Annotated in this window: 15 protein-coding genes; 7 read left to right on the top strand and 8 right to left on the bottom strand. The window is 42.8% G+C overall.

Features of this window, described 5'->3' with window-relative positions:
• Positions 1-82: 82 nt before the first annotated feature.
• The 5 genes from Q0541_RS05480 to Q0541_RS05460 all read right to left on the bottom strand — a co-directional run bounded on the left by Q0541_RS05480 (position 83) and on the right by Q0541_RS05460 (position 4,131).
• On the bottom strand, positions 83-421 hold the full coding sequence (locus tag Q0541_RS05480) for a CpeR family transcriptional regulator (RefSeq protein ID WP_298906688.1): 339 nt from the start codon (positions 419-421) through the stop codon (positions 83-85).
• On the bottom strand, positions 415-1,044 hold the full coding sequence (locus tag Q0541_RS05475; protein ID WP_273764016.1) for a chromophore lyase CpcT/CpeT: 630 nt from the start codon (positions 1,042-1,044) through the stop codon (positions 415-417). The genes Q0541_RS05480 and Q0541_RS05475 overlap by 7 nt, the downstream gene beginning before the upstream one ends.
• Positions 1,045-1,150: 106 nt before the next feature.
• On the bottom strand, positions 1,151-1,687 hold the full coding sequence (locus Q0541_RS05470) for a phycobiliprotein lyase (RefSeq protein WP_298906680.1): 537 nt from the start codon (positions 1,685-1,687) through the stop codon (positions 1,151-1,153).
• Between the two features lie 176 nt (positions 1,688-1,863).
• Positions 1,864-2,622: a phycobilisome rod-core linker polypeptide gene (locus Q0541_RS05465; RefSeq protein ID WP_298906677.1), complete on the bottom strand. Its 759-nt coding sequence runs from the start codon at positions 2,620-2,622 to the stop codon at positions 1,864-1,866.
• 933 nt (positions 2,623-3,555) lie between these two features.
• Complete coding sequence (locus Q0541_RS05460; RefSeq protein WP_298906674.1) at positions 3,556-4,131, bottom strand: phycobilisome protein; 576 nt, start codon at positions 4,129-4,131, stop codon at positions 3,556-3,558.
• Between the two features lie 174 nt (positions 4,132-4,305).
• Between Q0541_RS05460 and Q0541_RS05455 the strand changes: the two genes are divergently transcribed.
• Together Q0541_RS05455 and Q0541_RS05450 are read left to right on the top strand one after the other, a co-directional pair.
• Positions 4,306-4,968 (top strand): HEAT repeat domain-containing protein, encoded by a 663-nt coding sequence (locus tag Q0541_RS05455; protein ID WP_298906671.1) that lies wholly within the window; start codon positions 4,306-4,308, stop codon positions 4,966-4,968.
• A 141-nt stretch (positions 4,969-5,109) separates the two neighbouring features.
• Positions 5,110-5,310 (top strand): hypothetical protein, encoded by a 201-nt coding sequence (locus Q0541_RS05450; RefSeq protein ID WP_298906667.1) that lies wholly within the window; start codon positions 5,110-5,112, stop codon positions 5,308-5,310.
• 96 nt (positions 5,311-5,406) lie between these two features.
• Here the strand turns inward: Q0541_RS05450 and Q0541_RS05445 are convergent, their stop codons facing one another.
• On the bottom strand, positions 5,407-6,231 hold the full coding sequence (locus Q0541_RS05445; protein ID WP_298906664.1) for a pentapeptide repeat-containing protein: 825 nt from the start codon (positions 6,229-6,231) through the stop codon (positions 5,407-5,409).
• A gap of 179 nt (positions 6,232-6,410) precedes the next feature.
• Between Q0541_RS05445 and Q0541_RS05440 the strand changes: the two genes are divergently transcribed.
• The 4 genes from Q0541_RS05440 to Q0541_RS05425 all read left to right on the top strand — a co-directional run bounded on the left by Q0541_RS05440 (position 6,411) and on the right by Q0541_RS05425 (position 9,237).
• Positions 6,411-6,986 carry a phycobiliprotein lyase gene (locus Q0541_RS05440; protein ID WP_298906661.1) on the top strand — a complete coding sequence of 192 codons (576 nt, stop codon included), beginning with the start codon at positions 6,411-6,413 and terminating at the stop codon, positions 6,984-6,986.
• A 262-nt stretch (positions 6,987-7,248) separates the two neighbouring features.
• Complete coding sequence (locus Q0541_RS05435) at positions 7,249-7,983, top strand: 15,16-dihydrobiliverdin:ferredoxin oxidoreductase (protein ID WP_298906660.1); 735 nt, start codon at positions 7,249-7,251, stop codon at positions 7,981-7,983.
• A gap of 62 nt (positions 7,984-8,045) precedes the next feature.
• A complete protein-coding gene (locus Q0541_RS05430; protein ID WP_298906659.1) occupies positions 8,046-8,792 on the top strand; it encodes a phycoerythrobilin:ferredoxin oxidoreductase in 747 nt (248 codons plus the stop codon).
• Between the two features lie 67 nt (positions 8,793-8,859).
• Positions 8,860-9,237, top strand: coding sequence for a nuclear transport factor 2 family protein (locus Q0541_RS05425; protein WP_298906656.1), 378 nt, complete (start codon positions 8,860-8,862; stop codon positions 9,235-9,237).
• Positions 9,238-9,675: 438 nt separating this feature from the next.
• Here the strand turns inward: Q0541_RS05425 and Q0541_RS05420 are convergent, their stop codons facing one another.
• Both Q0541_RS05420 and Q0541_RS05415 read right to left on the bottom strand, forming a co-directional pair.
• On the bottom strand, positions 9,676-10,176 hold the full coding sequence (locus Q0541_RS05420) for a hypothetical protein (protein ID WP_298906653.1): 501 nt from the start codon (positions 10,174-10,176) through the stop codon (positions 9,676-9,678).
• Positions 10,177-10,352: 176 nt separating this feature from the next.
• Entirely contained in the window at positions 10,353-11,249 is an 897-nt protein-coding gene (locus tag Q0541_RS05415; RefSeq protein ID WP_298906650.1) for a phosphorylase, read from the bottom strand.
• A gap of 202 nt (positions 11,250-11,451) precedes the next feature.
• On the opposite strand from Q0541_RS05415, the gene Q0541_RS05410 reads away from it, so the two are divergent.
• Positions 11,452-12,717 (top strand): HhoA/HhoB/HtrA family serine endopeptidase, encoded by a 1,266-nt coding sequence (locus tag Q0541_RS05410; protein WP_298906646.1) that lies wholly within the window; start codon positions 11,452-11,454, stop codon positions 12,715-12,717.
• Positions 12,718-12,950 lie beyond the last annotated feature (233 nt).

Genomic DNA, 12,950 nt, shown 5'->3' with positions numbered 1-12,950 from the left:
TAGGGAGTATTTAAAATTCAAAACTTAATTTTGAATTGGAGTATATATACCTGTGAGAAGGATTTCCGCAGGATAGTAACTCTCAAACACGCTCATCAAATCTAGTGTAGAAACCACCGTATTTTATCCAGTATTGTTTCAAAGTATGATGAGGCGTATGTAAACTGGCTTTTGCCTGATATAAAATGACTTGGCGATGATCGCCCATCCAAATTTTATTAATCGGGTCAACGGATATTACTGTTCCTCCTAAAGAAGCTACACATTCAGAGAATCTCTCGATGGTCGTATATTCTAATGTCTCGAATATAAAAAAGTTACCCGAACAAATCAAGTGGCGACTGCGAATCCAGCAGCGCATTTTTTTTTCAGCTGGTGGAGGTAACATGTTGGTTTTAACAAATTCAAGCTGAATCAACATAATGCGCTCACCATATGTAATTCATCAGCAAAACTTTCCCGTTTTTCAAATTGCAAAGGGCCAGCAGTTGATCCCCATATTTGCTCGTGGGTTTCAATATCCATACCTTTATCTAGACTTAACCAAGTACGCTCAGTTACTTCTACTTCGCTGACAAGATATGTCTGGCATCCATTGCGCTTAATCAGACATTGATTACCCGGTTCCACACTGCCTCGAAACATTTCACCTTTTCGCTGGAAAACCATTGAACAGTGATGACGCCGTTCGATGTTCTCGGGGGTGATGGTTTTGAGGATATCTAATTCACGAGCAGCACCTGCATAAAGCATAGGGTCTTTCAAGCTGTAATTTTCGATATAGATGCGATCGCCCCAATCCACTAATCTATGTACTCCCTGGCGATAGGGTGTCCATAAATCGTGGTCATATACTTGTTCTGAATAAAAACCGATGGCAGAAAAAAATTCAATCGGTAAAGGACGAAAAAAAATGCGAATGTGGGCGTAAAGTTGCGGATTTGCAAAAGATTGCTTGTAGTTGCTAAAATCTCCTGCCATCCAACAAGCTAAAGTGAGCAAATCGCTAGCGTTGCTGCTAGATTCACTGGGCGCTATCGTCACGTCGCTTTGCTCCGAATTCAAAATTCAAAATTCAAAATTCAAAATTAACAATCCCCATAAATAAATTTAGGAGCTTGTATCCTTTTATGTTTTAACCTGATTTTTGCTAACTGGTTGAACTTGACAAAGAGCGAATCTCTGAAGAAAAGGAAGCTGTTGTCACACCTTTACCATCACTGGTTTTAATCGTCGCTACTCGAAATCGGAGATTTGGGTTAGCAAACCAAATTCGCTCCTCAGCAGCAGCGAGGTCATACTCTGTCAGTAGAGTAAAAATACCATCTTCACTCAGATCATATTTAGCCACTGCTGGGATTGTTTCGGCGTATCCCTGATCCCGCAGGAGTTTGCCTCTAGAAGGATTTTCGACATTGGGAATTGGCACCAGCACAGTACTACCAGAGATTAGTTTATCGTCCCAGTCTGACTCACCCTCCCAAGTCATCCGAAAGGGATGGGTAATACTGGCAGGGTCAGTCTCATACAATTGACAGATTGCTACCACCGCCGGATCATTGAGGGATAGAGACTCAATGTCAATAGTAGACAGCACTTGTTCAAAGTGGGCGAATGCTAAATGATGACCGCTGCGCTGCGATCGCCATCGTCCAATTGAAAGTTCAAAGAATTCAGTAATTTCCATTAAAAAAGTGATCTTAAAAAGTAGCTTGCAATCCAAAAGATATCTTGGCTAAATAGTTATTCTCTCAGTCTATATATTAGCCTCCTTGGCCACAACTGCATTCAGGGGTGCTGAGTTAGGAGTTAGGAGTTATCCCCCCCAATCCCCTGCCCTTTTTCATCTCTACTTAGACAAATCTAAGCAACTTCAGTGATACTGATGATTTTGCCGCCCGTTCTATGAATGTTTTGCACTTGTCTAGACAGTTGGTTGTAGTTAACTACATATTCGAGCTTGCCTAGACGGCTAGGGATCTTAGCTGCACCTTTGACTACTTTAATCAAGAAGCGTTTGCTAGTGCTGCTTACACTAGAACCAGCAGCGGGAGCCTTGATGGATGTGGCTAAATTTGAACCGACATCGCTGATCAGTTTGGCTTTGCGATCACTATCGCTGCTAGCTACTCCTCTCAATAAGGTAAAGGTGCGGTTAAAGGTAACATTTTTAATCCCTATTTGGGAGCTAGTGCTGCGAGGATAAGGAACAATATTCTCGCCAAAATTTTGCTGATACTCTTCGCTATCGATATAGGATTCGATTTCAGCATCGTAGCCCTGTTCGTTGTAGATGCGGACGTGTTCGGAAATTTCTGCCTGATCGGCAGGAGCACGTCCTAGCAAATGTTTGAAGTTCAGTTCAATGAACCGATTTTGGAAAGAAGAATTGAAAAACAGGGATTGATAAAGTTCTGATTTTGCAACGCTGTTGACGAATTCGCGGACGCTAATATTGCGATCGCGCAATTGCGATTCTATAGTGGCTAGTCGCTCACTTTCCAACAAGTGAGCATTGCCCAAAACTTGTTTGTAAACTGCCCGAATCAGTGTTTGTAATTCACTTTCGCTGGTGTTTGGACGCAGCTCAATTTTAGGTGAATCAATAGCCCAAAGTGACATTTAAGTATCTCCTTAAAAACGTGATTTAAATGAAATTTCCGAGCATCCTACCGCTTAGAGAGGTGGAATTTCGCATTATTACTTGTCAGTTCTTTTTGCTACTGCCTAGCTTTTGTAAAACTTTAGTTTGTGAAAGTGTGTTAAATATCGTTCGTATATGACAACTGACGGCGGAATTGATTAGATCCCAAATCAGCGATCGCTTTGGCTAACTTTTGATGAATGATCAACACTGAGGATTAGTGACTGGAAACGTTCAATAAACCGCACCCGGCAAATCTAAGATTTAGCAACAATTCGCACAAAGTTGCGGACGCTGATTTCACCCCGTTTGAGTTGCAATTCAGGAACGGCTTACCGCTCACTCTCCATTACATAAGCATTGCCTAGAACTTGCTTGTAGGGCGTTCTAATTACGGTTTCAACTTCCTCATTAGAGCGACTTGGCCACCGATCAATCGGATCGGTATTTTCTAGACAGAGCGACCCCTAATCGTGATGCTAGTCCAAAAGCCATTCAAACTATCTCCCAGTTAATAACTAAATTTTATTTATGAGAAGGGTATTCAGCAGATGTTAAAAAAGTTTACATCGTTGTAATCAAGGAGAGTCCATAGAGACTTTAAACCCTTATTACTTTTGATGATTTAAGTTTTTACATCGTTGTGCCCTTACACATTCTGATACGATGTCGAAGCCATATTTATTAAAATTTATTAAGTTAAATAATACTTGAAAGAAATTTCAACTTTTTTTAGTATCTGATTGGCGATTGGCGTACAGGTGATGTATTGTAGTAATCTTCTGACTGGGAGGATTAACAGTGCTGAGTCATTAGTTCATTCGTTGCATCCGCATAATTTGTAAAGGCTTGGTTTGAGCCAGCACCACACTGGGATAGACATTTGGCTCAGAACTTTTTACTTAGGACTACTAAATTTGGAAAGTAGCCAGTTGGGTAATTAAATGATCAAAATAGGGAGCAATTTCTTGCTGATTGGCTTGACACCGCTTTAAACTAGCAACCTTAATACTTTTTAAGCCTAAGACCATTGCATCTTTTGGAACTTGTAATTCCTGATAGAGCAAATTCATATTGTGCAATCCCGTGGGACTGGTATACTCAGTGTGACCGCCTGCTATGCCATAAGTAATACAGCGGAGAAAATGCCAAAAATCTCGCCAGCAAGCTTGGGCGCGTTCCGGCGGATAAAGACCTCCTCCAGGCTGGATAATTTCGGGATAAGTCGTCAAAACCTGCTCTCTAGCTTCATCAACAATTTCGGCGGCGCGATCGCGTAACAATTGAGCAATAGGAATCAATGCCGAATTATCAGGTGACAAGGTTTTAATTTGCAAGAAATCTTCGTCGCTCAGATACCGAAAAGCATCGTCCGCAGCTTGGAATATAATAATCGCTGCTTTTGGATGGGACTGTTCCCACTCAGCAAAGCTGATAATTCTAGCTTTGGCTATTAATTCCTTAACGGTTTGGCTTAATTGAGTCATTGGTTTAGGAGATAGGGCATTGGGCATTGGAGAGTGGGGACAAGGGGACAAGCAGAACAAGGAGAATAACCCATGCCTCATACCCTATACCCTTCATTCAATCTTCTTAGAGTGCGATCGCCATTTGGTGACATCTGTAAAATAAAGTAAAGAATAGCTCTACCAAATGCACCTATGGAAATCGATAAAATCCAAGCTGAACTGAAGAACCCAGATTTTCACTATCGTCTGAAGGCGATCGCTGCCCTGAATAATTATGAATCAGAAGTTGCAGTTCCTCTGTTAACTAGTAAACTTCATGACTCCGAATTTTTGGTGCGTTCTTTTGTAGCAAGGGGTTTGGGTAACCAACAATCAGCAGAATCTTTTGCTGCTTTGATGCAAATTATGAAATTCGACGATACCCCCAACGTGCGAGCTGAGGCGGCAAATTCTTTATCACTATTTGGCAGAGTCGCAGTTTCTCATCTAGTTCTGGCATTTTATCAGGATGACCACTGGCTAGTTAAGCGGAGCATTTTGGCGGCGATCGCCGAAATGGATTGCCCTGAAGAACTATTTGATATCTGCGTTCATGGTTTAAAAGATGAAGATTTCACAGTTCAGGAATCCTCTGTTGATGGACTCGGCTTACTAGCTGATTCTAGCCAACATACTGCGGCATTATCCCAAATACTAACGTTGGTGAATGATCAATCTTGGCGGATGCGCGTGCGAGTTAGCTATGCCCTGAAACGATTTGACCAGCCCCAAGCAAAAGCAGCCCTGAACCAACTCAGACAGGATGAGGATCACCGAGTTGTCGGAGCTGCTTTAGAAGACTTGTTGCCACAATAGCGGTATAGTTTTGTTCGCAATATTGTCATAAAACTCAATAATAGCAAATGTATTACTATACCTTAAATTTGCCCAAAATATCTGGTTAATCTGCCAAAATCTGGAATAAAAAATTAACTTTTTTGAGATGAGGAGACATTTGTGACTGATATCCCAACCGGTCAAATGACTTGGCGATTACTAGGTTCCTCAGAATCTGCCTTACATTTGCGGCATAATGCTTCGGAACCTTGGCGATCGTATAAAGAATTTCCACAATATGTTCTACCTGATCCGCCCGGTTTTTCCGAAGGATACGCTACATTTTTAGCGCTCCTGAAAAAGAACTGGCAGCTGTTGTAAACTCCCTACAGAACAACTGGTCAAACAATTTTGGATTTTGGATTTATTTCGCCCACAAGGAGCGCGGCTTGCACCTAAAACCTAAAATTGGCCTGGTCAAGCACTCAAACTCTCACGAGTTGTTGTGCGGGTGTAAGCGTTCCAAACGTCGAGTTCTGAATGTGGACGGCTAGAAAGCATAGCTTTAGTTGCTTCTGTGAGTCCTTGGGCAAGAGTAAAATCTGCCCCAGCGATACTTTGAAGATGCTCCATCTCTGCATCACTGAGGTCAGTTGCTCGCAGGTCTGTATCATGCAAATTGGCTCCAGTCAATCGAGCATTCCGCAAACAAGCCCCTGTCAAATAAGCTTTCGTCAGGTCAGCGCCGCTTAAAGCTGCACCTTGCAAATTGGCTCCTGTCAAGTCAGCACCACTCAGGTAGGCTCCACGCAGATTAGCGCCTTGTAAATCTGCGTTTCGTAAAGAAGCTGTATTGAGAAAAGCACCATTGAGATTAGCACCTGGCCCCACTGCTCCAGAAGCTTTGTAGTTATATTCTTGGGGCCATTTCGTTTGTGTATCATAACGCGCTACTTGGAGTTTGGCTCCCTCCAAATTTGCGCCACTAAGATTCGCTTGCTGGAGATCAGCACGGTTTAAATAGGCTCCCTGCAAATTAGCTCCACTCAAATCGGCTCCTCGCAGATTAGCGCCTCGCAAATCTGCCCCACTCAGATTTGCATCACTCAAGATTACCTCACCCAGATCGGCTCCTAATAGCTTGGCTTTACTCAAGTTAGCTTGTTGTAAATCGACTTCCTTCAAATTGAATTGGTACAAATCTACCCCATCCAGAGCGATTCCTGCTTTCAGGGCTGTTAAGATTTCAGGAGTTGGACTGGGGCGAACGCTTGTAATAAGTTGAATTTCACTATTTGTCATCAGCTGATTAAAATATGACTTTTGGAGTTATTCTACACTTTAGCTATATCGGGACTTCATCTTCTCACTCAGTATTCAGTAACGCCAAAATTTGATTCCTAGTTCCTCACCGGAGCAATGGAAACATCTCTGGCTTTGCTCAAAACTCCTAACTTTTAAAAAACGAGGTTTCAAAACATATGCATCTAATACCACCCTTGACTATGATCGACTTCTTCCGTAAAAGTGAGGGAACATGGTTTACGGAACGTTCCGTTCATCATTTTGACTCGGCGGCGGATGAGTCGGGGGAGTCGAATTTGATCATTAAAGTCATGAAAAAAGATGATCCTAAAGTCCAAGAAGTCTGCACAGCCCAAGGGATAGACCCTACTAAAGCAACAAGCGGTGCTAGCTTTGCATGGCAGGCTAACCTAGACATCAGGCTACTGAATGCCGATAATGCCGCTATTTTAGTTGATGTACCCGACGAAACGAGGCGTTCTGGAAAACTGATCCGCAACCAAGGCTATGTCGAGAGTATTCCGGTTGTGAGTCGGTATCAGTTTGCTGATGATGGAGTCTTGACGATTGATACTGACTATGACAATAACCAAGGTCAGGAACGTTGTTGGTTTGTTACGGATGATTTTCGCGTTAGGGTCAGTACGGTGCGAATGATGAACGGAGTCAACTTGATGACTTATTGTTCTGAGCGTCGCTGTGTTTCCCAAGAAGTCTTGGAACAAATGATCAGTTGGAATCATGCTAGGTAGGGAATAGGGAGTCGAGGACAAGGGGGATGAGGGGGACAAGGAGAATAACTCATGCCCATGTCCCATGCCCAATACAACTCTTGGAGAGGCTGGCGCTTAGGGCGTAGCTATGCCGCAGGCTTTACGACGTCGCTCAGGCTAAACTCGGCACAAGTCGCTCAGTACAAGTGCCCCATTAAGGAATGTTGCTTAGTTTCTCATAAATGAGACGTGCATGATTGACATCCATTATTTTCATTCAAGGGTTAACAAATCATGCTCTATGTATAAGCCTTTCCTGGAATTTTTAGAAAAAGAGCTATTTCAGCGGTTTGATTTACAAAGTAGGGTTATTCCCCCTAGTTTGGAATTCAAAGTTAGCGATCGCGGCAGAAACCCAGCAACTATCCGCAGTTGGTGTCACCAATGTCAAGAGTTGCGGAAGATTCGCTATACCTACATTGATGCTGGGGAAAGCGCCCAAATTTTTAACAGCGTAATTTATCCTAGTCATCACTACGATCTACCTCTATTAGGGATTGATTTTTTATCTTTTGGTAAAGTCAAAAACTTGATTGTGCTTGACTTTCAGCCCTTATTTCAGGATGAAGATTATGAAAAAAAATATATAGTTCCGCTAAAATCTCTCCATGATAAATATCCGGATTTGTCCCAAAATTTAGAAATGAAGTTTTACGATGCCAACCAGTACTTTTCTAAATATCTATTGTTTGCCAAAACAGATCCCCAAACTGTGGCAACACGAGTATTTGAAGCTTTTCAGGATTATTTAAACTTGTATTGGCAAATGCTAGCAGATGCCCAACCGCTCCAAGACCCTGAAGATATCCAGCAGATTGTCAAAGCCCAAAAAGATTATGACCAATATAGTGCAGACCGCGATCCAGCATCTGGTTTGTTTAGCAGTTACTTTGGTCATGAATGGGCAGAGCGCTTTCTCCATGAATTCTTATTTGAAGATGCTGTTCCCCTAGCAGTCAGTGGCAGCAAAAGATGACCGAATGAAAATGAGCATTGGGGATTATTAATTTTGAATTTTGAATTCGGAGCGAAGCGACCTTGAGACTATATCAGCCATTTCTCGATTATGCGATCGCCTACATGCGATCGCGCTTGGATTTACAACCCTATCCTATCCCCACCGGGTTTGAGTCTAAGAGCGCTGTTGTGGGCAAGGGAAAGAATCAGGAAGAGGTTGTCACCACCAGTTATGCCTTTCAAACCGCAAAATTGCGGCAAATTCGTGCAGCTCATGTACAGGGTGGCAATTCGCTGCAAGTGCTGAATTTTGTGATTTTCCCCCGACTCAACTACGATTTACCCTTTTTTGGGGCGGATCTGGTGACATTGCCAGGAGGACATCTAATTGCTTTGGATATGCAGCCCCTATTCCGCGATGATCCAGCATATCAGGCAAAATATACTGAACCAATTCTGCCCATTTTCCACGCCCATCAACAGCATCTATCTTGGGGAGGAGATTTTCCAGAAGAAGCACGGCCCTTTTTCTCTCCCGCTTTCCTGTGGACTCGTCCCCAAGAAACGGCTGTAGTAGAAACTCAGGTGTTTGCCGCTTTCAAAGACTATTTGAAAGCTTATCTAGATTTCGTGGAGGAGGCAGAAGCTGTAACAGATTCCCAAAATTTAGAAGCCATTGAGCAAGCCCAACTGCGATATCTACGATATCGGGCTGAAAAAGACCCAGCACGAGGGATGTTCAAACGCTTCTATGGTGCCGAATGGACTGAGGAATATATCCACGGCTTCTTATTTGACCTAGAGAGAAAATTAACAGCTATCAATTAGAGGTTCTTGTGCAGGAAGTAAGGAGATTTTCCTTTAGAGTGGTTTTACTGTGATGGTGTGGAAAGCTATGTGTCAATCACTTACACAAGAATTGGAAAACCTTGAAGTCGAACTGCGAGAGGCAATGCTCTGTAATGATATCACTGCTTTGGATCGCCTCTTGGCAGATGAGGTTATTTTCACAGATCCTCAGGGTAGTGTAATAGACAAGGTAGAGGATTTGTCTCTTCACCAATCAGGTAACTTGGTAGTTACAAGCTATGAAACAGATGAATTAATTGTTCGAGTCTTTGGCTCAACTGCAATCACAAATTTGAAAGTGAGATTGACCGGACTTTTTAAGGGTGAATCCTTCAGTGGTGTTTACCGTTATACACGCACATATTTGAAGCAAAATGAGCGATGGCAAATTATAGCAGCCCAAGCAACAGCGATCGCTGCATAGTCAACTTAACGCGAAACGGGCGGTTAGAAACCGCGTCTAGACAAACAAAACCCACCTTTGTGGGTTTCAAGACCTTGATTTTCTGTTAGTCCGTGCAGGCGGACTTCGCCTGTGTAGTCGCAAATTCTATTCGCCGAGGCTTAAGTTGACACGTATGAGCAATGACGCTTTACCCCTACCGCGTGGTCTATTTACCTGAAAATAGCTGTAATGCGACAATCCTACGGACGAGCGATCGCTTTTGTATGTAATAAACTTTGACCTCTCTCCTCTTAGGAGAAAGGCTTTGAGCATTGATAAATTGGCGTTAGCGGAGCGGGGTGGAACGCACTTCGTAAATGATATAAATGTGATTTTGTTTACTTCTTAATTTTCTGTTCTGGCCAATTTCCGTAGATTCACAGTATGGACATTGCACAATAAATGACCTCAATTTATTCATTTATATCTTTCACGCACCACCGATAAATGTGATTCTATGAAATCTGCACTTAATGAGTAACATTGACTGCGAATCTGCTCTGGGAGTGTCAAACCTTCTATATTGTGTGTAGAAGTAAATCCTTCTTTGAAATCAATACAACTTTTGACGATCTGCCATGAATCTGTAATAGCAGTGGGTAAATATTCCTTGAATCTGCTCGAATCTTTATATATTTTAGTTAGCTGATCCTGAGAAGCTAAAAACCTCGCTTTTTGTTTTGCATGATCCTGACGTAATTCACAAATCCTACGAGCGGCTTCTGATGCTTGTTCCCCATCCCAGTTTGCAACTTTTTTCAAATCTATCAGACATTCACTTAGCTTCAGTCGATTGGGATGGGTATCACCGTCTAAGTTGGGAATTGCAGCGCTAGCTGGAATTCTTGTTAAAACAAACATTGTAACTATTAAAATTATAAATTTCAGGACTCTACTCTTAAATAAATTTTTCAACATCTAAATATAAGTTTCCATAATGAACGCAACAGTTAATATTTTAACAATCCTTCCTGAAACATTACACGAATATCTAAAGCAATATTTAGAACAGCATCCTGATTATCTGTTTACGAGACGCTCTTGCGTTCGCTTAGAACAACGTAGGATCGTCACTTTTCAAGATAGACATCGCGTTAATTAGATACAGCAACATTCTTGAGGATGGTCATCGGCCCTTGGGCTTTGAGAATCTCCATTTCTGCTGGATTCCGCACTAGCAAAGCACCAGCAAATCCTAATGAATTTACAGAGATAAATTGGAAATGCTCCTGCGATCGCGGTACGATTAACATCCATTCTCGTGTCGCTAGCAGATTGTAAGCACCAGATTGCCTTGCATCTAAACCCACAGCATGTAGCAAAGTGCGATAAACTTCCTCTGTTGCTTGGGCCGCTGTGAATGGGGATTGCACCCAATGGGGATCTAGGGGTGCGAAAGCGTGTACAAAAGGAAATTTTGGTATTGTGTTCGAGTTCTGAAATTGTGCTGATGTTAATAGAGGTTTAATAGGTATCTGCGGCCCTGAAGGTGCAAGTGGTAGCGGCACTAATTGCAAGTGCTTGTGTCGCTGACTAGCACCTGCGATTTTGCCACTATTGTAAAATGCTAAACCATTGAAATCAGCCAAACAAGCCCACATAGCCGCAAAATCTTCCAGGGTGAGTAAGCTCTCCTGTTCCTCGAAAGCACGGGTGATAATTAGTAGGTGATAATCAACAACATTGAATTTATTTAAAATACATACATGGGTATCGGAAATATCCGCCACAAATAAATCTTCTTCGTAGGGCAAAAAAGGATTAAACTCTTGACCAGAGGTGGCAGATTGTTTTTTCTGTTTCTCCTTGGCGGCTTTTTTGCGATTCAGGTTAGACAAAATCCGCACTAAAAAGCGCACATTATCCTGTTCGACAAATTCAAATTCCGTCGGTATCGACAGCAACGCCCCACATTGTAAAGCATGTTCAGTCTGTTTTTTCACACTTGTCCATAAAGTGCCAGGCTTAAGTAAGATTTTACCCTGTGCCATTTTATTCCTTCAGACATAGAGGTAACACGCAATCGGGACGCACAGATGTGCGTCCTTATGAATGACTATATTCCAATACAGTTCAGTTAAGATGCGATAAGTAAAATACCAAAGCTTTCACAACAATGCAATACCCCTGCAACAAAACTGTCACAAATCATATCTACATTAGTAATACATCTAAATATCCTTCCAGACAGCAATGCAAAACGAATCTCGCGACAGAGAACACCCATCAAATAGCATTTCACATAACACTGCTGATGCCAAATACCATAATCGAGCACCCTGGAAAAAGGCTGCCGCCTCTCTATCGTTGGTGCTGCTGGGATCAGGTATGACATTGGCAGGCGGCTATATGGCTGGACATCCTCAGCAGGTGTCTGAAAGTGCATCTAATTTGGCAGTGAGTCGAGTAAATGCCGCTCCTCCATTACCAGCCGCCACAGATCCTAACTTTGTTATCCAAGTGGTACAAAAGGTCGGGCCTGCTGTGGTGCGAATTGACTCTTCCCGAACCGTAAAAACCCAGTTACCAGATGAATTTAACGATCCATTTTTCCAACGCTTCTTTGGTTCTCAACTACCACAACAACAGAATCGGGTAGAACGGGGTACTGGTTCAGGTTTTATTATTAGTGCTGATGGTCGTATTCTCACCAACGCCCACGTAGTCGATGGTGCTGATACAGTAACAGTAACACTCAAGGATGGACGTAGCTTTAAAGGTAAGGTGTTAGGAAAAGACGAGTTGACCGATGTTGCTGTTGTCAAGATTCAGGCAGACAATCTACCGTTAGTAGCATTGGGTAACTCAGATCAACTGCAACCAGGAGAATGGGCGATCGCGATCGGCAACCCTCTTGGCTTAGATAATACAGTAACTACCGGAATCATCAGTGCTACCGGACGCAGTAGCAATCTAATCGGTGCTCCCGATAAGCGAGTAGAGTATATTCAAACTGACGCGGCGATTAATCCCGGTAACTCCGGCGGGCCCCTGCTGAATTCCCGTGGCCAGGTGATTGCGATGAATACAGCCATTATCCAGGGGGCACAAGGATTAGGTTTTGCTATTCCCATCAACACAGCACAACACGTTTCCAGTCAACTGATAGCTACAGGCAAAGTAGAACATCCTTACCTGGGAATTCAGATGGTAGGGTTAACGCCTCAGCTAAAACAAAATATCAACTCAGATCCCAATAGCGGTTTGAGTGTGAATGAAGATAAAGGTGTATTAGTTGTAAAAGTTGTGCCAAATTCGCCAGCTGCTAAAGCAGGAATACGTGCTGGTGATGTGATCCAAAAGCTTGGCGGACAACCAGTCACAGATGCCAGCAGTGTCCAAAAGGCAGTAGAAAATAGCCAAGTCGGGGGCGATTTACGGATGGAATTACGTCGCAATGGGCAGAATCTTAACGTAGCTGTACAACCTGGTGCTTTTCCCATACAACAAGTACAATAATCCCTTTCGTAAAGGGTTTTGAGCGATTTTTGAGTAGCAAATGAGTAGCCTCAAAAATCTAGGGCTTCTGACTTGGTAATATCTGGGTGACAGTAGTACATAAGCACTGTCGGAACAGTATCCCCAAGCCAGTAAGCCCTTTACTCTGGTGAAGCACCATAAGCGATCGCCGAAGTAGCAAATGCGAACGCCGAAGTAGCAAATGCGAACGCCGAAATAGCAAATGCGAACGC

It is taken from the genome of uncultured Nostoc sp., assembly GCF_937863485.1.
Classification (GTDB): Bacteria; Cyanobacteriota; Cyanobacteriia; order Cyanobacteriales; family Nostocaceae; genus Nostoc.
Note: the sequence above shows the minus strand (reverse complement) of the source record. Positions and strands in the feature narration are given on the sequence as shown.